Source organism: Curtobacterium sp. VKM Ac-1395, from assembly GCF_015350975.1.
GTDB lineage: Bacteria > Actinomycetota > Actinomycetes > Actinomycetales > Microbacteriaceae > Curtobacterium.
Genome location: NZ_JADKRX010000009.1, coordinates 56,068 through 81,617 on the forward strand (window position 1 = coordinate 56,068; position 25,550 = coordinate 81,617).

25 protein-coding genes are annotated in these 25,550 nt (G+C 71.8%); 2 read left to right on the plus strand and 23 right to left on the minus strand.

Features of this window, described 5'->3' with window-relative positions; all coding sequences use genetic code 11:
- Positions 1 to 30: 30 nt before the first annotated feature.
- The 12 genes from cmk to ITJ68_RS17615 form a co-directional block, all read right to left on the minus strand.
- Positions 31 to 726: a (d)CMP kinase gene (gene cmk / locus ITJ68_RS17560; RefSeq protein WP_194663260.1), complete on the minus strand. Its 696-nt coding sequence runs from the start codon at positions 724 to 726 to the stop codon at positions 31 to 33.
- 158 nt (positions 727 to 884) lie between these two features.
- Positions 885 to 2,009, minus strand: a complete 1,125-nt coding sequence (locus ITJ68_RS17565; RefSeq protein ID WP_323743363.1) for a prephenate dehydrogenase — start codon at positions 2,007 to 2,009, stop codon at positions 885 to 887.
- 65 nt (positions 2,010 to 2,074) lie between these two features.
- On the minus strand, positions 2,075 to 2,860 hold the full coding sequence (locus ITJ68_RS17570) for a pseudouridine synthase (protein WP_194663264.1): 786 nt from the start codon (positions 2,858 to 2,860) through the stop codon (positions 2,075 to 2,077).
- Positions 2,861 to 4,370: 1,510 nt separating this feature from the next.
- The gene (gene scpB / locus ITJ68_RS17575; RefSeq protein WP_194663221.1) at positions 4,371 to 5,111 is read right to left on the minus strand and encodes an SMC-Scp complex subunit ScpB; all 741 of its coding nucleotides are present in this window, start codon (positions 5,109 to 5,111) and stop codon (positions 4,371 to 4,373) included.
- On the minus strand, positions 5,101 to 5,961 hold the full coding sequence (locus ITJ68_RS17580; RefSeq protein ID WP_416354660.1) for a segregation and condensation protein A: 861 nt from the start codon (positions 5,959 to 5,961) through the stop codon (positions 5,101 to 5,103). Before ITJ68_RS17580 ends, scpB begins: the two co-directional genes overlap by 11 nt.
- Entirely contained in the window at positions 5,945 to 6,823 is an 879-nt protein-coding gene (locus ITJ68_RS17585; RefSeq protein WP_194663222.1) for a ParA family protein, read from the minus strand. Before ITJ68_RS17585 ends, ITJ68_RS17580 begins: the two co-directional genes overlap by 17 nt.
- Positions 6,824 to 6,919: 96 nt before the next feature.
- A complete protein-coding gene (locus tag ITJ68_RS17590; protein WP_194663224.1) occupies positions 6,920 to 7,738 on the minus strand; it encodes an SseB family protein in 819 nt (272 codons plus the stop codon).
- Positions 7,739 to 7,740: 2 nt separating this feature from the next.
- Positions 7,741 to 8,487 (minus strand): bifunctional 1-(5-phosphoribosyl)-5-((5-phosphoribosylamino)methylideneamino)imidazole-4-carboxamide isomerase/phosphoribosylanthranilate isomerase PriA, encoded by a 747-nt coding sequence (priA, locus tag ITJ68_RS17595; protein WP_194663226.1) that lies wholly within the window; start codon positions 8,485 to 8,487, stop codon positions 7,741 to 7,743.
- Positions 8,488 to 8,621: 134 nt separating this feature from the next.
- Complete coding sequence (hisH, locus tag ITJ68_RS17600) at positions 8,622 to 9,260, minus strand: imidazole glycerol phosphate synthase subunit HisH (protein ID WP_194663228.1); 639 nt, start codon at positions 9,258 to 9,260, stop codon at positions 8,622 to 8,624.
- Positions 9,257 to 9,859, minus strand: coding sequence for an imidazoleglycerol-phosphate dehydratase HisB (gene hisB / locus ITJ68_RS17605; protein WP_194663230.1), 603 nt, complete (start codon positions 9,857 to 9,859; stop codon positions 9,257 to 9,259). Before hisB ends, hisH begins: the two co-directional genes overlap by 4 nt.
- A complete protein-coding gene (locus ITJ68_RS17610; protein WP_194663232.1) occupies positions 9,856 to 10,962 on the minus strand; it encodes a histidinol-phosphate transaminase in 1,107 nt (368 codons plus the stop codon). The genes hisB and ITJ68_RS17610 overlap by 4 nt, the downstream gene beginning before the upstream one ends.
- A 51-nt stretch (positions 10,963 to 11,013) precedes the next feature.
- Positions 11,014 to 11,406, minus strand: a complete 393-nt coding sequence (locus ITJ68_RS17615) for a LysM peptidoglycan-binding domain-containing protein (RefSeq protein ID WP_228506016.1) — start codon at positions 11,404 to 11,406, stop codon at positions 11,014 to 11,016.
- Between the two features lie 237 nt (positions 11,407 to 11,643).
- Here ITJ68_RS17615 and lexA point away from each other — a divergent pair, with 237 nt between their 5' ends.
- A complete protein-coding gene (gene lexA, locus ITJ68_RS17620) occupies positions 11,644 to 12,288 on the plus strand; it encodes a transcriptional repressor LexA (RefSeq protein WP_194628009.1) in 645 nt (214 codons plus the stop codon).
- 85 nt (positions 12,289 to 12,373) lie between these two features.
- Here the strand turns inward: lexA and hflX are convergent, their stop codons facing one another.
- Positions 12,374 to 13,897, minus strand: a complete 1,524-nt coding sequence (hflX, locus tag ITJ68_RS17625; protein ID WP_194663234.1) for a GTPase HflX — start codon at positions 13,895 to 13,897, stop codon at positions 12,374 to 12,376.
- A 61-nt stretch (positions 13,898 to 13,958) separates the two neighbouring features.
- On the opposite strand from hflX, the gene ITJ68_RS17630 reads away from it, so the two are divergent.
- The gene (locus ITJ68_RS17630) at positions 13,959 to 14,573 is read left to right on the plus strand and encodes a class I SAM-dependent methyltransferase (protein WP_194663237.1); all 615 of its coding nucleotides are present in this window, start codon (positions 13,959 to 13,961) and stop codon (positions 14,571 to 14,573) included.
- Between the two features lie 369 nt (positions 14,574 to 14,942).
- Here ITJ68_RS17630 and dapF read toward each other — a convergent pair whose 3' ends face one another.
- From dapF to ITJ68_RS17680, 10 genes are all read right to left on the minus strand, one after another.
- A complete protein-coding gene (gene dapF / locus ITJ68_RS17635; RefSeq protein WP_194663238.1) occupies positions 14,943 to 15,833 on the minus strand; it encodes a diaminopimelate epimerase in 891 nt (296 codons plus the stop codon).
- The gene (gene miaA / locus ITJ68_RS17640) at positions 15,830 to 16,768 is read right to left on the minus strand and encodes a tRNA (adenosine(37)-N6)-dimethylallyltransferase MiaA (protein ID WP_323743364.1); all 939 of its coding nucleotides are present in this window, start codon (positions 16,766 to 16,768) and stop codon (positions 15,830 to 15,832) included. The genes dapF and miaA overlap by 4 nt, the downstream gene beginning before the upstream one ends.
- Positions 16,755 to 18,248: a tRNA (N6-isopentenyl adenosine(37)-C2)-methylthiotransferase MiaB gene (gene miaB, locus ITJ68_RS17645; protein ID WP_194663240.1), complete on the minus strand. Its 1,494-nt coding sequence runs from the start codon at positions 18,246 to 18,248 to the stop codon at positions 16,755 to 16,757. The genes miaA and miaB overlap by 14 nt, the downstream gene beginning before the upstream one ends.
- Before the next feature lie 51 nt (positions 18,249 to 18,299).
- Entirely contained in the window at positions 18,300 to 19,307 is a 1,008-nt protein-coding gene (locus ITJ68_RS19680; RefSeq protein ID WP_194663242.1) for a regulatory protein RecX, read from the minus strand.
- Positions 19,304 to 20,368: a recombinase RecA gene (recA, locus tag ITJ68_RS17655; RefSeq protein ID WP_071270830.1), complete on the minus strand. Its 1,065-nt coding sequence runs from the start codon at positions 20,366 to 20,368 to the stop codon at positions 19,304 to 19,306. Before recA ends, ITJ68_RS19680 begins: the two co-directional genes overlap by 4 nt.
- 259 nt (positions 20,369 to 20,627) lie before the next feature.
- Positions 20,628 to 20,852, minus strand: a complete 225-nt coding sequence (locus tag ITJ68_RS17660; RefSeq protein WP_194663244.1) for a DUF3046 domain-containing protein — start codon at positions 20,850 to 20,852, stop codon at positions 20,628 to 20,630.
- Between the two features lie 80 nt (positions 20,853 to 20,932).
- Positions 20,933 to 21,241, minus strand: a complete 309-nt coding sequence (locus tag ITJ68_RS17665; protein WP_071270824.1) for a helix-turn-helix domain-containing protein — start codon at positions 21,239 to 21,241, stop codon at positions 20,933 to 20,935.
- Positions 21,242 to 21,393: 152 nt separating this feature from the next.
- The gene (locus tag ITJ68_RS17670) at positions 21,394 to 21,894 is read right to left on the minus strand and encodes a nicotinamide-nucleotide amidohydrolase family protein (protein ID WP_323743365.1); all 501 of its coding nucleotides are present in this window, start codon (positions 21,892 to 21,894) and stop codon (positions 21,394 to 21,396) included.
- Positions 21,891 to 22,526, minus strand: a complete 636-nt coding sequence (gene pgsA / locus ITJ68_RS17675) for a CDP-diacylglycerol--glycerol-3-phosphate 3-phosphatidyltransferase (RefSeq protein WP_194663246.1) — start codon at positions 22,524 to 22,526, stop codon at positions 21,891 to 21,893. Before pgsA ends, ITJ68_RS17670 begins: the two co-directional genes overlap by 4 nt.
- Positions 22,527 to 22,531: 5 nt before the next feature.
- Complete coding sequence (locus tag ITJ68_RS17680; protein ID WP_194663248.1) at positions 22,532 to 25,438, minus strand: FtsK/SpoIIIE family DNA translocase; 2,907 nt, start codon at positions 25,436 to 25,438, stop codon at positions 22,532 to 22,534.
- Positions 25,439 to 25,550: the final 112 nt, after the last annotated feature.

Genomic DNA, 25,550 nt, shown 5'->3' on the forward strand with positions numbered 1-25,550 from the left:
TGCCGGCGACCCTGTGGTCGCGTGTGTGTGTCAGTGTCCGGCCGTACGGGCCAGGTCAACGACCGCCTGGACGGTCTGGTCGAAGTCGAGGTCGGTGGAGTCGAGCGTCGTGACGCCGTCCGCGGCGTTCATGAAGTCGACGACCTTCGCGTCGGCGGCGTCTCGTCGGGCGAGTGCTGCCGAGGTGTCGGCGGCCGACTGGGTCGAGACCTCTGCCGAGCGCCGTGCCATCCTAACCTGTTCGTCGGCGGTCAGCAGGATGCGGACCTCGGCGTCGGGTGCGACGACGGTCGTGATGTCGCGGCCCTCGGTGATGATGCCCTTGGCGTCGGTCGTGCGCATGATGGTCCGGAAGAGCTGCACCAGGCGCGAGCGGACCTCCGGGAGCTTGGCGATGTGCGCCACCGCGGCGGTCACGTCCGGGGTGCGGATGGCCTCGGTCACGTCGGTGTCCCCGACGCGGACGAAGTAGGCGTCGGGGTCGGTGCCGATCGTGTAGTCGAAGGTGTCCCAGCTCGCCAGGACGGCCGCGGGGTCGTCGAGGTCGACCTGCTGCTGGAGCGCGTGCCACGCCAGCGCACGGTAGGCGGCGCCGGTGTCCTGGTACCCGAAGCCGAGCACGCGGGCAGCGGCGCGGGAGACGCTCGACTTGCCGCTGCCGGCGGGACCGTCCACGGCGATGACGAACTTCGCCACGTAGGCGCCGTCCGCCAGCCCGGCAGGCATCGGGTCGCGGGTCAGGCCCGGCTCGCCGCCGCCCAGCCCGTCGGTGCCGCCGGAGGGTCCGGTCACCGGGCCCGGCTGGTCGCCGGGGGTGGGGAGACCGGTGTCGGGGCCGCTGGGCCCCCCGGTGATCCCGGAGTCGTTGGTGCGTCCGTCCACGTTCAGGCCCATGCTGCTGCGATCCTCCATCCGCGACCCTCGAGTTCCTCGATGAGCCGCTGTTCCTGCTCGGGGACGACCGACACCTCGACGATGCCGATCGGTGCGCCCGGTGAGTGCTCGAGGCGCAGGTCCTCGAGGTTGATGCCGATCTCGCCGATGGTGGTCAGCAGATCGGCGATCTGCCCGGGTCGGTCGTCGACGAGGACGACGACCTGGGCGAACCGTCTGGTGGTGCCGTGCTTGCCCGGCAGGCGTTCGACGCCGCGGTTGCCCGACGCCATCGTCTCGGCGATCGTCCGCGGTGCGCCCGGGGCGTCCGGGTCGTCGAGGGCGTCGATCAGCCGGCTGAGTTCGCCCTGCAGGTCGACCAGCACGGGCCGGATGTGCGCGGCGTTCGCACCGATGATCTGGACCCAGAGTCCGGGGTCGCTCGACGCGACGCGGGTGACGTCACGCACGCCGCCGCCGGCCAGTCCCAGTGCGGCTTCGGGGGCGTCACGCAGTCGGGACGCCATCAGCGTGGACACGAGCTGCGGCACGTGGGACATGATCGCGACGGCCTGGTCGTGCGGGCCGGGCTCCATCGGGACCACGGTCGCACCGAGGTCGAGCGCGAGGGCCTCGACCACGGCGGCGCGTCGGTACGTGATGTCGTCGTGCCCGGCGATGACCCAGGGCCGACCGATGAACAGGTCGGCGCGCGCGGCCGTGGGACCGCTGCGCTCGCGGCCGGCCATGGGGTGAGAGCCGATGTAGCGGGAGACGTCGGCACCGGTGGCCCGCAGCCGCTCGAGCGGGACCGACTTCACGCTGGCGACGTCGGTCACGACGGCCTCGGGGTGGGCGGCCAGCTCGCGGGCGACGACCTGCGCCGTGACGTCCGGCGGGACCGCGACGACGACGAGTTCGGGGGCGTCGTGTTCCGTCGGTCGACGACCGGCGCCGTAGTCGACGGCGAGCGCCAGCGCCGCCGGGGAGACGTCGTCGAGGATGACGTCGACGCCCTGCTGCCGGAGGCCGAGGCCGATCGACGCGCCGAGCAGACCGGTGCCGACGATCCGGACGGGTCCCCGCAGACGGCGGTCGACCTCGGGGGTCGGGTCGTGCGGGGTGGGCGTGGTCACGCCGCAAGCCTACCGACCGAGGCCGGACGCACAGCGCCCGGCCTCGGTCGCGGGTCGACCGTCGGTCAGTCGGTCGTGTCCTCCTCGGAGGAGTCCGGGCCGGAGCGTGCGTCCGCACCGGCGCTGCGGGCGATGCCGAGCAGTCCGCCGAGCTCGACACCGCTCAGCTCGCGGGTCCGGCCGCTCGGCAGGGTGCCGAGGTGGAGCGGACCGAACGAGCGTCGCACGAGCTCGAGCACCGGGTGGTCCACGGCGTCGAACATGCGCCGGACGATCCGGTTGCGGCCGGAGTGCAGGGTCAGCTCGAGGAGGGACTCCCCCCGCGACGACTCGAGCAGACGGACCTTGTCGGCGGCGATCCGGCCGTCCTCCAGGTCCACGCCGTCGAGCAGCTGCTGCACGGTCGCCGGGTTCACGTTGCCCGCGACCTTCGCGACGTAGGTCTTCGCGACGCCGAACGACGGGTGCGCGAGCACGTGGGCGAGCGCGCCGTCGTTCGTCAGCAGCAGCAGGCCCGCGGTCTCGGCGTCGAGCCGCCCGACGTTGAACAGCCGCTCCTCGTACTTGTCGACGTACTGCGACAGGTCCGGGCGGCCGCGCTCGTCGAGCATGCTCGACACGACGCCCGTCGGCTTGTTCAGCAGGACGTACCGGCGCGAGGTGTCGACCTGCACGGGGACGCCGTCGACGGTGATCTCGTCCTTCTCGGCGTCGACACGACGACCGAGTGCCTCGACGACCTCGCCGTTGACCGACACGCGGCCCTCGGCGATCAGGTTCTCGGCGACACGACGGGACGCGACACCAGCGGCGGCGATGACCTTCTGCAGGCGCTCGCCCTCGGGCTGCAGCTGCTCGGGGGCCGCAGCGTTGCCGTCGGCGTCCCACTCGGGGATGATCGGGCGTTCCGGGGTGCCCTCGAGCGGCGCGCCGTGGTCGTCGCGCTGCCCTGCGGGTCGCGGGGTCGTCGCCTTGTTGCGGACCGTGGCCGTGCCGCCGACGTAGCGGCGTCCGTTGTGCCAGACGCGGCTGGCGTCACTGCCCTCGCGGGGCGCACCACGACGGTCGTCGCGGCGGTCCCGGTCCTCGCGGCGGTCGCGCTGGTCCTTGTCGGACGAGCTCCACCGGGGGCGCTCGGTCCGACGGTCACCGGTCGGGGCCGAGCGGCGGTCACCGGACGGGGCTCCGCGGTCGTCGCGGCGGGGAGCGCCACGGTCGTCCTGGCGCGGACGGTACCCGCGGTCGTCGTCGCGGCGGGGAGCACCACGGTCGTCCCGGCGGGGGGTGCCACGGTCGTCGCGGCGAGGAGCGCCACGGTCGTCCTGACGCGGACGGTACCCACGGTCGTCGTCGCGACGGGGGAACCCACGGTCACCGGCGCCTCGGTCGTCACGGCGAGGAGCACCACGGTCGTCCTGACGGGGGCGGTACCCGCGGTCGTCGTCGCGGCGCTGGAACCCACGGTCACCGGCGCCACGGTCGTCACGACGGGGAGCGCCACGGTCGTCGCGGCGCGGGGCACCACGGTCGTCACGGCGGGGGGCACCACGGTCGTCACGGCGGGGACCGCCACGGTCGTCCTCACGGCGGACGAAGCCACCGTCCCGACGGCCACCACGGTCGTCCTCACGGCGGACGAAGCCACCGTCACGACGGGGAGCACCCCGGTCGTCGTCACGGCGCCCGTACCCGCGGTCGTCGCCGCGCGGAGCACCACGGTCGTCCCGACGGGGAGCGGAGCGGTCGTCCTGGCGCGGGCGGTACCCACGGTCGTCGTCGCGTCGGCCCTGCGGGCGGTCGTCACGACGGCCGTACCCGCGGTCGTCGCGCTGTCCGCCGCGGTCGTCCCGCTGACCGGGGGCGCCGGAACGGCCGCCGTACCCGCCGCGGTCCGCGCCACCGCGGTCGGACCCACCCGAACCTCCACGGTCCGAGCCGTACCCACCGGACCGACCGGCCGGGGCGCCGGAACGCCCGCCGTACCCACCACGGTCCGAGCCACCGCGGTCGGACCCACCCGAACCGCCGCGGTCCGAGCCGTACCCACCGGACCGACCGGCAGGAGCGCCGGAACGGCCGCCGTACCCACCACGGTCCGAGCCACCGCGGTCGGACCCACCCGAACCGCCGCGGTCCGAGCCGTACCCACCGGACCGACCGGCAGGAGCGCCGGAACGGCCGCCGTACCCGCCACGGTCAGAACCGCCACGGTCCGAGCCGTACCCGGAGCGACCGGCACCGCCGTCACGACCGGCACCGCCGGAGCGACCAGCCCCACCAGCGCGACCCGGTCCACCTGCGCGGTCCGAGCCTCCTGACCGGTCTGGGCGTCCGCCGGACCGGCCGTCGTCTCGTCTGTCCTCATACGCGGCCATCGGGGATCCCTTCGTTCTGCTCGAAGCCGTCGACGCCGTCCTCCAGGAGGGGCGAGATGAGCGGCAGTTCCTCGAGCGAGTTGATGCCGAGCTGCTGCAGGAGCAGGTCGGATGTGACGTAGTTGATGGCTCCGGTCTCGGAGTCGGTGAACGACTCCTCGATGAGACCGCGGGCCACGAGGGTGCGGACGACGCCGTCGACGTTGACGGCGCGGATCGACGCGATCTGGGAGCGCGTGATGGGCTGCTTGTAGGCGACGACGGCGAGCGTCTCGAGCGCGGCCTGCGACAGGCGGGACGGCCGCTCGGCCTCCACGAACTGCTCGACGACGTCGTCGAGGTCCGCGCGGACGTAGAAGCGCCAGCCGCCACCGACCTCGCGGAGTTCGAACCCGCGGCGGACGGTGCCGTCGACGCCGTCGAAGTCCGCGACCAGCCGTTCGACGGCCTGGCGCACGACGGGGACGGGTGCTCCGACGGCGGTGCCGAGCGCGACGAGCGACTGGGGTTCGTCGGCGATCATCAGGATGGCCTCGAGCTGACGGTCGACGGCGACGTCGGCCACATCGGCCACGCTGGCGACATCGGCGACGACCCGGGCCTCGGCGTCGTCGTCGTGTCCCGCCGCCGCGTGCGCGCGCATCGACTGCTCGATCGCCCGGGCGTCGGCGAGCTCGTCCGCCCCGCCCGGTTCGGCGCTGGAGACGTCGTGCACGTCATCCGTCATAGTCGGCTCCAAGATTGGCGAGGCTCTCGTCGGTCCAGTGCTCCGCGGTCCACCGCAGGGTGAGCTCCCCCAGCGGTTCGTCCTGCTCGAAGGTGATCGACGCCGTGCGGTACAGCTCGAGGATCGCGAGGAAACGAGCCACAACGATACCCGCCGTGTCGACCCCGGCGACCAGTTCCCGGAACGCGACGTCCGGATCGCCCGACTCGGCACGGGTCCGGAGGATCGACACGACGACCGCCGCCTGCTCGCGGATGCTCACGAGCGGGGCGTGCAGGTGGTCCAGGCCGACCGTGGGGATCTCCCGCGGGGCGAAGGCCAACGTGGCGAGCGCGGCGAAGTCCTGCGCGGTCAGGGTCCAGACGAGCTCGGGGGTGCGGGCGCGGAACCGTTCCTCGAGCCGGACGCTCCGCGCGTGCCGGCGCGACTCGGTGCCCCAGCGGGTGCCGAACCAGTCGGCGGCCTGCTTGAAGGCGCGGTACTGCAGGAGCCGGGCGAAGAGCAGGTCCCTGGCCTCGAGGAGGGCGACGTCCTCGGCGTCGACGAGCTCGCCCTGGGGCAGGAGCCCGGCGATCTTCAGGTCGAGCAGGGTCGCGGCGACGACGAGGAACTCGCTCGCCTCGTCGAGTTCGTCGACCGACTCGGCCTGGCGTACGTACGCGATGAACTCGCCCGTGACGACGCCGAGGGCGACCTCGGTGATGTCCAGCTCGTGCTTGGTGATGAGCGAGAGCAGGAGGTCGAACGGCCCGTCGAAGTTCCGCAGGCGGACGCGGAAGCCCTGGCCGGCAGCGGGAGCAGCGTCGGCAGGAGGGGGGCCAGCGGCAGCGGGGTCAGACGACGGCGCCACGCTGGACGAGCTCCCGTGCGAGCTGCCGGTACGAGTGCGCCGCGGCGTGGTCCGGCGCGGTCTGCGTGATGGGACGCGCGGACACGGTGGCGTCGGGGAACTTCACGGTGCGGGAGATGACGGTGTCGAGCACGCGGTCGTCGAAGGTGTCGACGACGCGCTCCATGACCTCGCGGGAGTGCAGCGTCCGCGAGTCGTACATGGTGGCGAGGATGCCGTCGAGCTGCAGGGCGGGGTTCAGGCGGTCGCGCACCTTGTCGATCGTCTCGATGAGCAGGGCGACGCCGCGCAGCGCGAAGAACTCGCACTCGAGCGGGATGAGCACGCCGTGCGCTGCGGTGAGCGCGTTCACGGTGAGGAGGCCGAGCGAGGGCTGGCAGTCCACGAGGATGACGTCGTAGTCCCCGGCGACCTTGCGCAGGACGCTGGCCAGGATCTGCTCACGGGCGACCTCGTTGACCAGGTGGACCTCGGCGGCCGACAGGTCGATGTTCGCCGGGATCACGTCGAGGTACGGGGTGTTCGTTGGCTGGATGACCTGGTTCGGGTCCTTGATCGAGCCCATCAGCAGGTCGTAGACCGTCGGGATGTCGTGGGTGCGCACGCCGAGGCCCGCGGACAGGGCGCCCTGCGGGTCGAAGTCGACGGCGAGGACCTTGCGGCCGTACTCCGCGAGCGCGGCGCCGAGGTTGATGGTCGTGGTGGTCTTGCCCACCCCGCCTTTCTGGTTGCACAGGGCGATGATGCGGGCCGGACCGTGGCCGTCGAGCTCCTCGGGGATGGGGAACGCCCGAACGGGCCGGCCGGTCGGACCGTAGGTGGTCTCGCCGGTGCCGGACTGGGTCGTCGGGTTGGTGCTCACCTGGTCATCGTACCGGCGCACCACGCCGACACCGGGCCCGCACCGCCGTGCCGCGCCACGCCTGCCTCCGGCTCAGCCTCAGGCTCAGGCTCAGGCTCAGGCCGGCCGCAACGCCACCCGCATGCTGTCCACCCGCTCCGCGATGACGGCGTCCGCGGTCCACCGCTGCTGCAGCCGCCCCACGAGCTCCCCGACCTGCTCGCGGTCGAGCCCCGGGTGCAGCGCGAGCCCGACCGTCAGCTCCGGCCCGGCGAACCGCCCGAGGGGGTCCCCCGGCGACAGCTCGACCCGTGCCACCGCCGGCTCCCCCGCGACCGAGTCCGCGAAGGCCTGCCCCACGGCAGGGTCCTCGAAGCACGGCGTCCAGGCGAGGTCCTGCCCGATCGCCCAGACCGCGGGACGTCGGAGCACGAACTCGCTCGTGGACGTCGGGTCGAGGACGACGAGCTGGGTGTCCTCGCTCGCGGCCGCCATCGCCACGCGGCGGGCCTCCACCGGGATCGGCCGCGCGGTCGCGTCCCAGGCCTGCATCGCCGCGACGGAGGTGAACGCCGGCATCACCGTGCGCCCGTCCGGTCCGGCGACCGTCACGATGGACAGTTCCTGCGTCTTGTCGACCAGGCGTCCGTCCGGGGTCTCCCCGACCTCGCCGGCCTCGGCGACGAGTGGGATGAGCAGGCGGGCGGAGGCGAGCGCCGACACCACTGCGGCCTGCGATCCACCATCCTCCAGCCCGGCGATCGCGGCCAGGACCGCCGGATCGGCCAGGCCGTCGTCGTCGGCGAAGGCGTCGTCGTGGCTGTCGAAGGTGCGCCCGGCCCACGGGAACCCGGCGGTGTCCGCGGGCGCGTGCCCGTGCTCGTGCTCGTGCGCGTCCTCGGGTCCGCCACCGCGGCCGTTCGAGATGCCCGCCACGACTACTCCGAGGCGATGTCGAGTGCGGCCGGCAGCGTGAACGCCCCGGAGTAGAGCGCCTTGCCGATGATCGCGCCCTCCAGGCCGTGCGGGACCAGTTCGCGCAGGGCGACGAGGTCGTCGAGGGTGGAGATGCCGCCGGACGCCACCACGGGCTGGTCGGTCCGGTCGCACACCTTCCGGAGCAGCTCGAGGTTCGGGCCCTGCAGGGTGCCGTCCTTCGTCACGTCGGTCACGACGTAGCGCGCGCAGCCCGCCTCCTCCAACCGGTCGAGGACCTCCCACAGGTCGCCGCCCTCCTTCGTCCAGCCGCGGCCGGACAGCGTCGTCCCGCGGACGTCGAGCCCGACGGCGACCTGGTCGCCGTACTCACCGATGACCCGTGCGGCCCACTCCGGGTTCTCCAGCGCAGCCGTGCCGAGGTTCACCCGTGCGGCACCGGTCGCGAGTGCGGCCTTCAGCGACGCATCGTCGCGGATGCCGCCGGACAGCTCGACCTGCACGCCCTCGACCTCGTGGATCGCCTTCGCGATGACCCGCCGGTTGTCGCCGCGGCCGAACGCCGCGTCGAGGTCGACGAGGTGGATCCACTCCGCGCCCTGGTCACGCCAGGTGCGCGCGGCGGCCACCGGGTCGCCGTAGCCGGTCTCGCTGCCGGCCTCGCCCTGGGTCAGGCGGACGGCCTGGCCGTCGACGACGTCGACGGCGGGCAGCAGGACGAGGGGCGGGGTCGAGGTCAGCTCGGTCATGGTCCTGTCGGTTTCGTCGTTGGTGGGTCTCGGGCCGGTCGGCGGATGCGCCGGCTCAGACCGGTTTCGGAACGGCACCGGTCGGGAGGCTCGGCGCGGGTCCGCCCCGAGCGTCGCCACCGGCGCGGCACGGGTCAGAGCGAGTCGACCCAGTTGCGCAGGAGCCGGATGCCCGGCTCCCCCGACTTCTCCGGGTGGAACTGCGTGGCGGTGAGCGGACCGTTCTCGACGGCGGCGACGAAGCGCTGCCCGTGCTCGGCCCAGGTGAGCTTCGGCGCACGGAACGGGCCGTAGGCGTCGAGCGGGAAGTCCGTGACGCCGAACGAGTGCACGAAGTAGAACCGCTCGTCGTGCAGGCCGTCGAACAGCACGGAGTCGGTCGGCGCGTCGACGGTGTTCCAGCCCATGTGCGGCAGCACCTCGGCCTGGAGCTGGTCGACCGTGCCGGGCCACTGCGCGAGGCCCTCGACGTCGGTGCCCCGCTCCACACCGCGCGAGAACAGCACCTGCATGCCGACGCAGATCCCGAGCACCGGGCGGCCGCCGGCGAGACGGTGGTCGACGATCTCCCCGCCCTGCACGCTCTCGAGCTGGTCGATCACGGCGCCGAACGCACCGACGCCGGGGACCAGGAGCCCGTCGGCCTCGAGCGCCGCACGCTTGTCGGAGGTCAGCGTGACGTCGGCACCCGCACGCTCCAGGGCCTTCGCCGCGGAGTGCACGTTGCCGGAGCCGTAGTCCAAGACGACGACGTTCTTGCCACCGGTGCTCACAGGGCGCCCTTCGTCGAGGGGATGCCGTCGACGCGGGGGTCGAGCTCGACCGCACGGCGCATGGCCCGCGCGAACGCCTTGAACTCCGCCTCGGCGATGTGGTGCGGGTCGCGACCGCCGAGCACGCGCACGTGCACGGTGATCCCGGCGTTGACGGTGATGGCCTCGAACACGTGGCGCACCATCGACCCGGTGAAGTGTCCGCCGATGCGGTGGTACTCGAAGCCCTCGGGCTCCCCGGAGTGCACCAGGTACGCCCGGCCGGAGACGTCGATGACGGCCTGGGCGAGCGCTTCGTCGAGCGGGACGAGCGCGTCACCGTAGCGGCCGATGCCGGCACGGTCGCCGAGCGCCTGCTTGAGCGCCTGGCCGAGCACGATGCCGGTGTCCTCGACGGTGTGGTGCACGTCGATGTCGGTGTCGCCGGTCGACCGCACGCGCAAGTCGATCAGCGAGTGCTTGCTGAACGCGGTGAGCATGTGGTCGAAGAACGGCACGCTCGTGCTGATGTCGGAGGTGCCGGTGCCGTCGAGGTCGAGCGACAGGGACACGCTCGACTCGCTCGTCGAACGGGTGATCTCGGCGGTGCGGGCGGTCATGCTCCAACCCTAACCGGCGGCTGTTCCGCGGCCACCCGGCGCATGGCGTCGAGGAACGCGGTGGTCTCCTCCGCCGTGCCGGCACTCACGCGGAGGTGGTTCGGGATGCCGAGGTCGCGCACGATGACGTCCTGGTCGAGCAGCGACTCGAAGGCCGCCTGCGGGTCGGCGACGCCCCCGAACAGGACGAAGTTGGACCAGGTGTCGTGCGGCGTGTAGCCCATCGCACGCAGCTCGGTCGCCATGCGGTCCCGCTGGCCGCGGATGTCGTCGACCATCGCGAGCATCTCCGGGGCGTGCCGGAGCGCAGCGACCGCGGCCGCCTGCGTCAGCGCCGACAGGTGGTACGGCAGACGCACCAGCCGCAGGGCGTCGGCCACGGCCGGGTGCGCGGCCAGGTAGCCGACGCGAGCGCCGGCGAACGCGAAGGCCTTGCTCATGGTGCGGGACACCACGAGACGCTCGCGTCCCGGCAGCAGCGTGAGCGCCGTCGGTTGTCCCACCGGCATGAACTCGGCGTAGGCCTCGTCCACCATCACGATGCCGTCGGTGGCGTCGTAGACGGCCTCGATCGTCGCGAGGTCGAGGGGCGTGCCGGTCGGGTTGTTCGGCCCGCACAGGAAGACGATGTCCGGCTGGTGCTCGCGCACGGCAGCCGTGGCGGTCTCCGGCGAGATGCGGAACTCGGCGTCCCGCTCGGCCGGGATCCACCGCGTGCCCGTGCCCGACGCGATGATCGAGTGCATCGAGTACGTGGGCGGGAAGCCGAGGACCGAGCGGCCCGGACCACCGAAGGCCTGCATGAGCTGCTGGATGACCTCGTTCGAGCCGTTGGCGGCCCAGATCTGCTCCGCGACCAGCCCGTGCCCGAGGTACCCGGCGAGGGACTCACGCAGTTCGGTGAACTCCCGGTCCGGGTAGCGGTTCACCGTGCCGAGCGCCCGGCGAACCGACTCGACGATGTCGTCGGCGACGTCCTGCGGGACGGGATGCGTGTTCTCGTTGACGTTGAGCTGCACGCGCACGTGCTTCTGCGGGGCGCCGTAGGGGCTCTGACCGCGGAGGTCGTCTCGGATCGGGAGGTCTTCGAGCGTGAATGCCACCGATCCATCGTAGAGCGGTCGGGTAGGTCCGCGCCCGGCCGTCCGGACGGGTTACTTCGTGTCGGCGTACTTGGTCGGGATCGCCAGCTGTTCGCCGGCCTGCACACCCGAGCCGTCGAGCGCGTTCAGGTTCACGACGTCCTGCACGAAGTCGCGCGGGTCGGCGTTGGGGGCGGTCTCCTCGGCCAGCTGCCAGAGGGTCTCTCCGGGCTCGACCGTGACGGTCTGGAAGTGGACGTCGGCGGAGGTGTTGCCGGCCGAGGCCTGCCCACCGTTCAACCCGACGACCGCGACGACGACCAACACCGGCAGCGCTGCGAGCGTGGTGAAGACCATGCGACCGCGGCGGGTGAGGCGCAGCCGTGAACGAACGACCGTGCCGTGCATGCCAGCGAGGCCGCTGCTGCTGATCGTGCTGCCGTTGATGACGCCGATGGTGCTCATGTCGTTGTGCCTTCCTGCTCGGATGACCCGAAGCCCTGTACCGAACATACGTTCGAACGACGGGACGCACAAGTCCCCTGGGGCAGATCGGGGCGGATTTCTGTGCGACACGCTCGAACAGGTGTTTGTCTGGCAGAGTGCGGTCGGATACTGTTTCGACTGACTTGGACAAGTCTCACGGGGACCACCGACATTCCTGGGACGGCCATCCACGGTCCGACGAGAAGGCGAGACGACGTGGCGGACGAACTGCGGGTCCAGAAACCGCTGACGGCGAAGCAGCAGGCGATCCTCGACGCGATCCGAGCGTCGATCGCCAGCCGGGGCTACCCGCCGAGCATGCGTGAGATCGGCGACGCCGCGGGGCTCTCCTCGTTGTCGAGCGTCTCCCACCAGCTCGGGCAGCTCGAGCTCGGCGGCTGGATCCGGCGCGACCCGAACCGGCCGCGTGCCCTCGAGGTGCTGGTCGACGAACCGACGCCCGACGTGGACGGCCCGGACGTCGACGCCACCACGCTCGTGCCTCTGGTCGGGCGCATCGCCGCCGGTGTCCCGATCACCGCGGAGCAGCACGTGGACGAGATCATCCCGCTGCCCCGTCAGCTCGTCGGCACGGGCGACCTCTTCATGCTCAAGGTCGTCGGTGAGTCGATGATCGACGCCGCCATCTGCGACGGCGACTGGGTCGTCGTCCGCGCACAGCAGACCGCGGAGAACGGCGACATCGTCGCCGCCATGCTCGACGAGGAAGCGACCGTCAAGGTCTTCCGGCAGCGGGACGGCCACACGTGGCTGCTCCCCCGCAACACCGCGTTCGAGCCCATCCTCGGCGACGCCGCCACGGTGCTCGGCAAGGTCGTCGCGGTCCTCCGCTCGCTCTGAGCGCACTGGTCACGGGGCGTACGGAGAACGGCCAGGAGGCTCGCCCTGCGGACGCAGGTCGAGCCTCCTGGCCGTTCGGCTGGGATCAGACGGACGCGACCGGCGCGACCACGTACGGGTCCAGCTCGGCGACCTGGCGCTGGAAGACGCGCACCCGCAGGCGCGTGCCGTCCTCGACGTAGTCGACGGACTCGACCGATCCCGCGTCGTGCAGGTGCGAGACGAGGTCGCCGCGGTCGTACGGCACCACGACGGTGAGCTCGACGTCCGGCTCGGGCAGGCGGTCCTCGATCGCCTGCAGCAGCTCGGGGATGCCCTCGCCGGTGCGTGCGGAGACGAACACGGCGTCGGGGGCGAGCCCCACGAGCACCATGCGCTGCGTGTCGTCGATGAGGTCGGCCTTGTTGAAGGCGACGATCTCCGGGATGTCACGCGCGCCGACGTCACCGATGACCTCGCGCACCGTCGCCAGCTGTGCGGCGGGGTCCGGGTGCGACCCGTCGACGACGTGCACGATGACGTCCGCCTCGCCCACCTCCTCGAGCGTGGAACGGAAGGCCTCGACGAGCTGGTGCGGCAGGTTGCGCACGAAGCCCACGGTGTCGACGAAGGTGAACTCGCGACCCTTGGTGCTCTCGGTCCGGCGGACCGTGGCGTCCAGCGTCGCGAAGAGCTGGTTCTGCACGAGCACACCGGCGCTCGTCAGGCGGTTCAGCAGCGAGGACTTGCCGGCGTTGGTGTAGCCGGCGATGGCGACGCTCGGCACGTCGTTGCGGTGCCGGTCGGCGCGCTTGGCCTCGCGTGCCGGGGCGAAGCCGGCGATCTGGCGCCGGAGCTTCGACATCCGTGTGTGGATGCGACGACGGTCGAGCTCGATCTTCGTCTCACCAGGGCCACGCGAGCCCATGCCGGCACCGCCGGACACCTGGCCACCGGCCTGGCGGGACATCGACTCGCCCCAGCCGCGGAGGCGGGGCAGCAGGTACTCGAGCTGCGCGAGTTCGACCTGCGCCTTGCCCTCCCTGGTCTTGGCGTGCTGGCTGAAGATGTCGAGGATCACGGCCGTGCGGTCGATCACCTTGACCTTCACGACGTCCTCGAGCGCACGGCGCTGCGAGGGCGCCAGCTCGGTGTCGGCGATCACGGTGTCCGCGCCGGTGGCCTTGACGACCATCGCGAGCTCCTCGGCCTTGCCCTTGCCGAGGTAGGTCGCCGGGTCGGGGTTCGGGCGGCGCTGCAGCAGCCCGTCGAGGACCACGGCACCCGCGGTCTCGGCGAGGGCGGACAGCTCCCGCATGGAGTTCTCGGCGTCGGCGGCGTCGCCCTGGGCGTACACGCCGATCAGGACGACCTGTTCGAGCCGGAGCTGCCGGTACTCGACCTCGGTGACGTCCTCGAGTTCGGTGGAGAGGCCCGCGACGCGACGCAGCGCTGCGCGGTCCTCACGGTCGTACTGGTCGCCGTCGCCGGACCAGCCGGTGTCGTCGACCGATCGGGTCTGGATGGCCTGCGCCGGGGCGAAGATGGACGAGCTGGCTCGCGAGTCGGCGTTGCGCAGCACGCGCTCGACGACGCCGTCGCCTTCAGCTTGGTTGTTGGGTTCCGTCATGCTGTCCACAGGGTACCTCCGGCGCCCTCAGGACACACGGGGTTCCCGGTACGGTTCTTCCATGGCGAACGACCACTACTTCTCGGCCACCCCGGAGAGCCAGGCGCGACCGCGGCAGATCGAGGTCACCCTGGCGGGGCGTTCGCTGTCGCTGACCACCGCTGCCGGTGTCTTCAGCCCCGACGGGCTCGACCGTGGCACCCGGGTGCTGCTGAACGCGGTGCCGGCTCCTGCCGCCGACGGGGCTCTGCTCGACGTCGGCTGCGGGTGGGGGCCGCTCGCGATCACGATGGCGCTGCGTTCCCCGGACACGCAGGTGTGGGGCGTCGACGTCAACGAGCGGGTGCTGGACCTGGCGCGGCAGAACGCCGCGACGGCCGGGGCTGCGAACGTGTCGATCGCGCTGCCGTCCGAGGTTCCGGCTGACCTGCGCTTCCGCACGATCTGGTCGAACCCCCCGATCCGTGTGGGCAAGGACGAACTCCACGCGATCCTGCTGACCTGGCTCCCCCGGCTCGAGGTCGCGGGCGACGCCTGGCTCGTCGTCTCGAAGGACCTCGGCGGGGACTCGCTGCAGAAGTGGCTGGGCGAGGCACTCGGTGCGTCGTACGCGGTCACCCGTGCGACGACGGACAAGGGGTTCCGCGTGCTGCGGGTGCGGCGCACGGCGGAGTAGGGCGGCGGCGGGGCGCGTCGCTGCGGGGGCGCACGCGCCCGCGCGCGGTCGTTGCCTCCACCCGCACAGTGCGTGTTCGCTCAGCCGGCGCGAGGTCGTGCACCCCGTGCGCCGCGACGACCCCGCACCGAGTGCGGAACCGCGCACCACGCGGACCGGCCGGGAGGCGCGGCGAGCGTCACCGACGTCGGCCAGCCGGGGCGAGCCTCCCGGCAGGAGACCGCACCGTGCGTGACACGTCAGCCGGTGAGGGCGTGCGCACCCCGTGCGCGATCGCATCCTCGCACCGGGTGCGGAACGGCGCACCGCGCGGACCAGCCTGCACCGTGCGCGACCGGGAGCGCGCTTCGCGCAGCCCAGCGCAGCCCGTCAGACCGTCAGGTCCCCGGAGAACACGAGTTCAGCGGGCCCGGCCAACGACACGTGCTCGCCGTCCTCCGCTGCGAACATCCGCACGGTGACGACCCCACCGGGGACGCGCACGCGCCAGGTGTCCGGCGCCGAGGACCCGGCCCAGTGCCGCGTCGCCAGAGCGGCTGCCACGGCACCGGTACCGCACGACAGCGTCTCGCCGCTGCCCCGCTCGTGCACGCGCATCGTGATCTGCCCGATGCCGTCCTGCACCAGGGGCTCGCCCGGCAGCACGAACTCGACGTTCGCCCCGGCGGCCGGCGCGGGGTCGAGCACGGGGATGAAGGTCAGGTCGAGGTCGGCGAGTTCGTCCTCGGTCGCCAGGGCCACGACCACGTGCGGGTTGCCGACGTCGATGCCGAGGCCGGGTCGGGCCTGGTCGAGGTCCTTCGCGCGCACGAGCACGTCGTCCGCGCCGCCGCCCTCGATCCCCAGGCCCCATCGCCCGAGGTCCGCCGCGAACCCGTTCGCCTGTCGCTGGATGTCGACGATGCCCTTGCGGCTGCCGACGGAGAGCGTCTCCCCGGGTTCGAGGTCGACGAGCCCCGACTCGGTCAGGTACCGCGCGAACACCCGGATGCCGTTGCCGCACATCTCCGCGACCGTGCCGTCGGCGTTGTGGTAGTCCATGAACCAGGTGGCCGAGGGGTCCTCGGCCACGAGCTCGCGGCCCTCCGGGATGGCGTCCGAGCGCACGGCCCGGATGACGCCGTCCGCGCCCACGCCGAAGCGTCGGTCGGCGATCGCGCGGATGCGGTCCGGGGTCAGGTCGACCGTCGCGTCGGGGTCGGCGAACAGGACGAAGTCGTTGCCGGTCCCCTGGCCCTTGGTGAAGTGCAGCTCGGTCACGGCACGATCCTACGGGCCACCGCCGTCAGGCCGTCGCGGTCCGCTCCGGTGACGTCGAGTTCCTCGGCCTCGGCGTACCGGCGGAACCAGGACACCTGTCGTCGCGCGTACTTCCTGGTCGCGATGCCGGTGGCCTCCACCGCGTCCTCGACGCTCGCGTCCCCGCGCAGGACGTCGAGCGCCTGCGCGTAGCCGATCGCCGCCCGCGCGGTCCGACCCTGCTCCAGCCCCCGGTCGCGGAGCCCGGCGACCTCGTCGACCAGGCCGTCCCGGAACATCCGGGCGGCGCGCTCGTGGAGCGCGGCGACGAGCTGCTCGCGGTCACGGCGCAGGTGCAGCACCCGAGCCGGACGCCAGGCGCGGGGCGCGGACGGGAGGCTCGTGGTCACGCGGTCTGACCGGCTCGCGATCTCGACGGCGCGGATGAGTCGCCGTGGGTTGCGGGCGTCGATGGTCGCCGCCGCCGCCGGGTCGAGGTCCCGGAGCCGGGCCAGCAGCGGGGCCGGCCCGTGGTCCTCGTGCTCCTGCTCGAGCGCCCTGCGGAGCGCCGGGTCGGTGCCCGGGAAGTCGAGGTCGTGGAGCACCGAGGACACGTACAGGCCGCTGCCGCCGACGAGCACCGCGACGCCGCCGTCCTCGAGCACGCGGTCGATCGTCGCGCGGGCGTCGCGCTGGTACGCGGCGACGCTGGCCTCGTCCGTGACGTCGAGCACGTCGAGCTGGTGGTGCGGGATGCCGTGCCGCTCGGGCTCGGGCACCTTCGCGGTGCCGATGTCCATCCCCCGGTAGAACTGCATCGCGTCGGCGTTGACGATCTCGGCCGTGCGGCCCTGCTCGCGGTGCCGGTCGGCGATCGCGATCGCGAGGTCGGACTTGCCCGTCCCGGTGGCCCCGACGACCGCGATCAGCCGCCCGGAGGCCTCAGCGCCCGACACGGAGCGACGGCAGGCCCAGCGACACGGGCTTCGGACCGCTGCCGGCAGCCGCGGGCGTGGGGACGCCGCAGGACTCGGCCGCGGCACGGTCCCAGGCCTCGCCGGCACGGGTTCGACGGATGCGCAAGGGGGCGGCACCGTCGGCGATGAGGAAGTGCGGTGCCGACCGGGTGACCTCCACGGTGACGACGTCGCCCGGTCGGGGGACGTCGGAACCGGCCGGGACGGCGAAGTGCACCAGGCGGGAGTCCTCGGCGCGGCCGGAGAGCCGGTGGGTGGCCTCATCCTTCTTGCCCTCCCCCGTCGCGACCAGGACCTCGAGGGTACGGCCGACCTGCTTCGCGTTCTCCTCGGCGGTGATCCGCTCCTGCAGCGCCACGAGTCGCTCGTAGCGCGCCTGGACGATCTCCTTCGGCAGCTGGTCGTCCATCGTCGCCGCGGGCGTGCCGGGGCGGATGGAGTACTGGAACGTGAAGGCGGTCGCGAACCGGGCGGCTTCGACGACCCGGAGCGTGTCCTCGAAGTCCGCCTCGGTCTCGCCGGGGAAGCCGACGATGATGTCGGTGGAGATCGCGGCGTGCGGCATCGCCAGGCGTACCCGGTCGAGGATCCCGAGGAACCGCTCGCTGCGGTAGCTGCGCCGCATGGCCTTGAGGACCCGGTCGGACCCGGACTGCAGCGGCATGTGGAGCTGCGGCATGACGTTCGGCGTCTCGGCCATCGCGTCGATGACGTCGTCGGTGAACGCCGCCGGGTGCGGGCTCGTGAAGCGCACGCGTTCGAGGCCCTCGATCTGCCCCGTCGCGCGCAGCAGCTTGCTGAACGCCTGACGGTCGCCGAACTCGACCCCGTAGGAGTTCACGTTCTGCCCGAGCAGCGTGACCTCGATCGCGCCGTCGTCGACGAGTGCCTGGACCTCGGCGAGGACGTCCCCGGGCCGACGGTCCTTCTCCTTGCCGCGGAGCGACGGCACGATGCAGAACGTGCAGGTGTTGTTGCACCCGACCGAGATCGACACCCAGCCGCTGTGCGTCGACTCGCGCTTGGTCGGCAGGGTCGACGGGAAGACGTCGAGCGACTCGAGGATCTCGAGCTGCGCCTCGCCGTTGTGTCGCGCCCGCTCGAGCAGGGTCGGCAGGGACCCCATGTTGTGCGTGCCGAAGACGACGTCCACCCACGGGGCCTTCTCGAGGATGACGGCCTTGTCCTTCTGCGCCAGACACCCGCCGACCGCGATCTGCATGCCGGGGTGCTCGCGCTTGATGCCGGCGAGGAGCCCGAGGTTGCCGTAGAGCCGCTTGTCGGCGTTCTCGCGCACCGCGCAGGTGTTGATCACGACGACGTCGGCCTGCTCGCCGTCAGCTGCGACGTAGCCGGAGGCCTGCAGTGACCCGCTGAGCCGTTCCGAGTCGTGCACGTTCATCTGGCACCCGTAGGTGCGGACTTCGTAGGTGCGGGGGCGCGCTGCAACGGGGGCCATGGTCGTCCCAGTGTAAATCGCAGGGCACGCGACCATGGCCCCCGTTCGTCGCTACTCGAAGCGCACGGTGCCGCGCGGTCCACCGGGCTTCGGGCCGCCGCCGTCGAGCGCACGCTCGACCGCGATCCGGACAACGCCGCCGTTGTAGCCCTTGCGCATGAGGAACCCGGAGAGCCGTCGCTCGGCCGTGGCGCGGTCGAGTCCCCGGAGCTGACCGACACGCTTCTGTGCGAGTTCGATCGCCCGGACGAACTCGTCGTCCTCGTCGTCCGCGGCGGCGTCGAGAGCCGCGTCGATCGCCTCGGCGCCGATGCCACGGCGGCGCAGCTCTGCGACGACACCCTGGCGGCCGAGGCCTTTGCGGTCGTGCAACCGGTCCACCAGGTCGGTGGCCAGCGCGACGTCGTCGAGCAGCCCCACCCGGGTGAGGCGTTCGATCTCGTGCTCGACCACGTCGGGCTCGAGGTCGTTGCCCGTGAGCATCGTCCGGAGCTCGGACTCGCTCACGCCCTTGCGCCCGAGGGCTCGCATGCTGAGCCGTTCCGCGTCGGCACGCTGCTCGTCGAGTGGACGTGGCGCGTCAGCGGGGTCGATCTCCTCACCCCCGGTGATCGAGAAGACCGAGGCAGTGGTCGCGTCGGCGCCGTCGTCGTCGTACCCGGACTGCTCCGCCCGTGCGCTGCGACCGGTCCCGTCACCGACGACCGGCGACACCCACGCGGCCTGGCCACGGGGCCCGCCGATCGGGACGGGGCTGTCCGCGTCGGCCTCCATGCCGCGGTCGTCGTCGTGGTGGTGGTCGGCGTCGTCCGCGGGCGGTCCCGCGGAGTCGTTGCCGGTGATGTCGGCGACCGGAGCGATCCGGGACGAGGACGACGAGGGGCGGGACGGCGCAGACGACGGACGCGAGGACTCCGACGGTCCGGATGACTCCGACGACGCCGGAGTGGATGCCGCATCGTCCTCGGGCCCGGACGCCGCCGCACGACGACGGGACCTCGCACCGAACAGGTCAGTGACCGGTGCGAGGTCCGCGTCGTCGTCGTTGCGGCTGGTCACGCGCCCTTGCGCGCGAGCTTGGGCTCGATGGACTCGACCGGAGCGGCGTCGGCGGCGGGCTTGGCCCCACCGATGCCCAGCTTGGCGAGGATCTTGCCCTCGATGTCAGCGGCGATCTCGGGGTTCTGGATCAGGAAGGAGCGGGAGTTCTCCTTGCCCTGCCCGAGCTGGTCGCCGTCGTAGGTGTACCAGGCACCCGACTTCTTGACGATGTTGTGGTCGACACCGAAGTCGAGCAGCGAGCCCTCTCGCGAGATGCCTGTGCCGTACAGGATGTCGAACTCGGCCTGCTTGAAGGGCGGCGCCATCTTGTTCTTGACGACCTTGACGCGCGTGCGGTTGCCGACGGCGTCCGTGCCGCTCTTCAGGGTCTCGATGCGACGGATGTCCAGACGGACCGACGCGTAGAACTTGAGCGCCTTGCCGCCGGAGGTGGTCTCGGGGGAACCGAAGAACACACCGATCTTCTCGCGCAGCTGGTTGATGAAGATCATCGTGGTCTGCGTCTGGTTGAGTCCACCGGCGAGCTTGCGGAGCGCCTGTGACATGAGGCGGGCCTGCAGACCGACGTGGGAGTCACCCATCTCGCCCTCGATCTCGGCGCGGGGCACGAGCGCGGCGACGGAGTCGATGACGATCAGGTCGATGGACCCCGAGCGGACGAGCATGTCCGCGATCTCGAGGGCCTGCTCGGCGGTGTCCGGCTGCGACACCAGGAGGGCGTCGATGTCGACGCCGAGGGCCTTGGCGTACTCGGGGTCGAGCGCGTGCTCTGCGTCGATGAAGGCCGCGATGCCACCGTTGCGCTGGGCGTTCGCGATGGCGTGGATCGTGAGCGTGGTCTTGCCGGAGGACTCCGGGCCGTAGATCTCGATGATGCGGCCACGCGGCAGCCCACCGATCCCCAGCGCGACATCCAGCGCGACGGAACCGGTCGGGATGGTGGCGACCGGGGCGCGCTCGTCCGAGCCGAGGCGCATGACAGCACCCTTGCCGAACTGCCGGTCGATCTGCGCGAGTGCGGTCTCGAGGGACTTCTCGCGGTCTGCGGGTGATGGCATGGTGGTGGTCCTTCTGCTCGGTGTCTGCCGCCTGTAGGCTGTCCGATCCCCCGCGGCCGATGGTGCAGGGCCAGGGGTTCTCGGACAAGGCTTCGGGTGTTCCCGATGACTCCGAACCTAGGGCGGGCCACCGACATCACTGCCGGTCACCACGCTGCCTGTGGATGGAATCCGCCGGGTACGCCGCTGTGGAGGAAGCTACCACCGGTCGAACACGCGTTCGAGCGACACGCCGAACGTGTGTTCGGCTGCGACGAGGTCAGTTCGGCGGGTCGATCAGGCCCTTGCCGTGCCGACGGTCGAGTGGGACGTCCTGCGAGTCGCAGAGGGCGTCCCACACCTTGCGGGTGTCGATCCCCGCGGCGATGGCGTCCGCCGCGGACCGGCCCCCGAGGTCCTCGAGCACGACGTCCCGCGCGACGACGGCCCCGTAGGCCTCCCCGAACACCTGGTCGACGGCTCGCCAGAACTCACTCACGCGCATCCGTCAAGGGTAGACCGACCCCCGGACGACGAACGCCCCCGCCGGCGGACCGGCGGGGGCGTTCGGGAGGGCAGTGCGACTCAGCGCACCGCGAGGTCGTTGTCGAACTCAGCGACGAGCTCGTCCGGGAGCGTGTCCGGGACGGCGGTCAGGCCCTCCACGACGGCGAGGCGGTCGCCCACCTCGCGCATGATGGTCGAGATCGGGGTGTCCAGCGCGTCCGCGACGGATGCGAGGATCTCCGAACTGGCTTCCTTCTGTCCGCGCTCGACCTCACTGAGGTACCCGAGTGCGACGCTGGCCTTGGACGCGACCTGACGGAGGGTCCGGCCCTTCTGCAAGCGGAAGTCCCGCAGGACATCGCCGATTTCCTGACGAACGAGAACCATGAGAACTCCTCCTCTCTGTCGTCTCCGCGCCCGGCCGATCGGGATGACCGGTTCGGGTTCGGCAACTGCGCGTTGCCGGTTGCAGCATGCTAGCCACCTGGGCTGCCGTCCTGCTGGAGATTGCGTGAGATGTAACCCGGTGGTAACGCGGGTCATTCCCCGGTCTCGAGCCGGATGGACAGTCGTGTCAGGAGTTCGGAGACAGCGGCGTTCCGGATTGCCTCGCGGTCACCGTCGAGGTGCAGCGCGAAGGCCTCGGCACCGTCCTCGGACGCGATCCCGATGAAGACCGTGCCGACGGGCTGGCCGTCCTGGGGGTCCGGTCCGGCCACGCCCGTGGTGCTGATCCCCCACGTGGCGGGGACGCCGTCGACGGCCAGGGCGCGCCGGACGCCGCTGGCCATCTGCCGGGCGACCTCCGGGTCCACGGCGCCGTTGGCGGCCAGCAGCTCGGCGGAGATCCCGAGGACCGAGGCCTTGAGCGGTGTCGCGTAGGCCACCACCCCACCACGGACGACCGCACTCGCGCCCGGCACGGCGACGAGTTCGGCGACGACGAGCCCGCCCGTGAGCGACTCCGCCACCGCGACCGTCTCACCGCGGACTGTCAGTTCCGCGACGAGCGACGGCGCGATCCGGACAGCGTCGGTCACGCTGCGGTCCGGTTGTGCTTCCACGCCTGGTACAGGTAGTCCAGGCCGCTCACCACGGTGGCGATGACCGCTGCCGTCATCAGGATGCCGTTCGTCCAGTGGGCGAAGTCCCCCGCGAAGCCCCACCACGGGAACAGCGCCAGGGTGATCGCCACGGCCTGCAGGACGGTCTTGATCTTCCCGCCGCGGCTCGCCGGGATCACCCGGTCGGAGAGCACCGCGAAGCGGAAGACGGTGATGCCGATCTCGCGCACCATGATCAGCACCGTGACGTACCAGGGCAGTTCGCCGAGGATCGACAGGGCGACGAGCGCGCCGCCGATGAGCACCTTGTCGGCGATCGGGTCGACGAGCTTGCCGAAGTCCGTGACGAGCCCCTGTCGCCGGGCGATGATGCCGTCGGCGCTGTCGGTGACGATCGCCACGACGAAGACCACGGCCGCCCAGATGCGCACACCGGTGTCCTGGCCGCCGTCCGACAGGAGCAGCACGAAGAACAGCGGCGCCATCAGGATCCGGATGACGGTGATGATGTTCGCCACGTTCGCGGTGGACGCGGGCCCCGGGCCCTTGCGGATCAGTCGTCCGCGCCACGGGAACCGCTTGGTGGTGGTGCCGTCGGAGGCGGTCATCGTGCTCACTCCCTGCCCGTGAGGCCCCAGGCGTCCTCGTCGGGTTCGTCGTCCACTGCATCGTACCCGCGGGTCATGTCGCCGACGGGGTCGGCGCTGTACCGGTCACCACCGTCGTCACCGGGCGCCGGCGCCACCGGAGCCGCAGCCGCAGCCGCAGGGGGTTCCTCGCCACGGAGCTTCGCGAGCACCGAGGGCAGCTGGTCTGCCGTGACGAGCACGTCGCGGGCCTTCGAGCCCTCGGACGGCCCGACGATGTCGCGCGACTCCATCAGGTCCATCAGGCGTCCGGCCTTCGCGAAGCCGACGCGGAGCTTGCGCTGCAGCATCGACGTCGAGCCGAACTGCGTCGACACGACCTGCTCGACCGCGGCGAGCAGCAGCTCGAGGTCGTCTCCGATGTCGGCGTCGACCTCCTTGCGCTCCACCACGGCGGCGACGTCCTGGCGGTACTCCGGCTGGGCCTGCCGGGTGACGTGCTGGACGACCTCGGCGACCTCGCTCTCCTGCACCCACGCGCCCTGCACACGGACGGCCTTCGAGGAGCCCATCGGCAGGAAGAGCCCGTCGCCCTGCCCGATGAGCTTGTCGGCGCCCGGCTGGTCGAGGATGACGCGGGAGTCGGTGACGCTGGTCACGGCAAAGGCGATGCGGGACGGCACGTTGGCCTTGATCAGGCCGGTGATCACGTCGACGGACGGACGCTGGGTCGCGAGCACCAGGTGGATGCCTGCGGCACGGGCGAGCTGGGTGATGCGGACGATCGACTCCTCGACGTCGCGCGGGGCGACGAGCATGAGGTCGGCGAGCTCGTCCACCACGACGAGCAGGTACGGGTACGGCTTGAGCTTCCGCTCGCTGCCGGCGGGCAGGATGATCTCGCCGTTCTCGATCGCCTTGTTGAAGTCGTCGACGTGGCGGAACCCGAACGACGCCAGGTCGTCGTACCGCATGTCCATCTCCTTCACGACCCACTGCAGCGCTTCCGCCGCCTTCTTCGGGTTCGTGATGATGGGCGTGATGAGGTGCGGGACACCGGCGTAGATCGAGAGCTCGACACGCTTCGGGTCGACGAGGACCATGCGGACCTCGGACGGCTTCGCGCGCATCAGCAGCGAGGTGATCATCGAGTTGATGAACACCGACTTGCCGGAGCCCGTGGAGCCGGCGACCAGCAGGTGGGGCATCTTCGCGAGGTTCGCGACGACGAAGCCGCCCTCGACGTCCTTGCCGACGCCGATCGTCATCGGGTGCTTCGACTTCGTCGCGGCGCTCGACCGGAGCACGTCACCGAGGGAGACGATCTCGCGGTCGGAGTTCGGGATCTCGACGCCGATCGCGCTCTTGCCCGGGATCGGCGAGAGGATGCGGACCTCGTTCGACGCGACCGCGTACGACAGGTTCTTCGACAGCGCCGTGACGCGCTCGACCTTGACGCCCGGGCCGAGCTCGATCTCGTACCGGGTGACCGTCGGCCCGCGGGAGAAGCCGGTGACCCTGGCGTCGACCTTGAACTCGGTGAGCACGCCCATGATCGCGGCGACGATGTCGTCGTTCGCCTGGCTGCGGGCGACCGAGGGCGTGCCGGAGCTCAGCGTGGTCGCTGCCGGCAGGCGGTACGGGCGGGAGGGGTCGTCGTCCGACGCGGCCGTCGGCAGGTCGGCGGCGGCTGCGCCCTCGTCGGGGAGCGACGGCGAGACGAGGGGCACGTCCTGCGCGGGACGGATCACGGCGGTGGCGTCGTCCGGCACGGGAGCGCCGAAGTCGCGCAGTGCCTGCTCGGCACGGTCGAGCTCGGCGGCGACGTCCTGCTCCGCGGAGTCGTTGAGGTTCACCGAGACGGGTTCGGCCGGCGTGAGGTCGACGAGGCCGGCAGCGGCGCCCGCGGTCGGGCGCGGTGCAGGCGTCGGGACCGGCGCGGGCGTCGGCACGGGAGCAGCGGCCGGAGCAGCGGCAGCGGCCGGCGGTATGACGGGGGTGTCGTACGCCGGGTCCTCTTCACGCCCGGTCTTGTTCCGCCGCCACCACGGGGTCTGGTTCTCGGCGCCCTCGGCCGCCTGCTCGTCCTCGTCGAAGCCGAGGTCCTCGAACAGCTGCAGGCCCTGCGAGTCGGTCTTCGTGGCGCGCTTGCGGGTCGGCCTGGTCGGCTCGACGGGGCTGTCGTCGACGTCCTCGGCGGCGGGGGCCGGCGCGCCGAACAGGTACGCGTAGAGCTCGTGCAGGCGACGCCCGACCTTGTTCGGCGGGGTCTTCGTGATGATGAACAGCGACAGCACGAGCAGCACGATCGCGACCGGGACGGCGACCCACGGGGTGGCGACGGCGACGAGCCAGCCGATCACGACCCAGCCGATGACCCCACCGGCTGCGGCGAGGACGGGCATGCCGTCCGCCGCACTGGGCTGCCCGCCGAACACGTGGCAGAGCGAGGAGATCGAGACGAGCAGCAGCCCGAGGCCGATGCCGATCCGGGTGTTGTCGTGCACGGACGCCGGGTGCCGGAACAGCCAGCCGGCGAACACGACCATGATCACGGGCAGGGCGAAGGCCAGACGGCCGAACAACCCACCGAACGTGTAGGCGTCGAGCGCGACCGACACCCCGTTGGTCGGGTTGAGCCACTCCACGACGGCGCCGACGATCGCCAGCACGAACAGGAAGAAGGGGAAGCCGTCGCGGCGCTGGTCCTTCTCGAGGGTCTCCTTGCCGAGCAGCCGGAACATCGCCCCGACCGCGTGCGCCATGCCCATCCACGCCGTCACGAGCGGGTTCGGCCCGGTGAACTCGACCGGAGGCGATGCCTGCGGGAGCTTCTTCGTGGTGGCCTGGGTGCGCGACGAACCACGGGTCCCACCTCCGCGGGACGACGTGGACGCGCGCGAGCGCGTGGTCGACTTGGTGCCTCCGGCCATGCGCAGAACCCTAACCGTTCCCCACGACGAACCGAGGGAGGCGCGCACGGCGGCGGATCGGCCCCGGACGGCCAGGAGGCTCGGTGCGGGTCCGTCACGGACCCGCACCGAG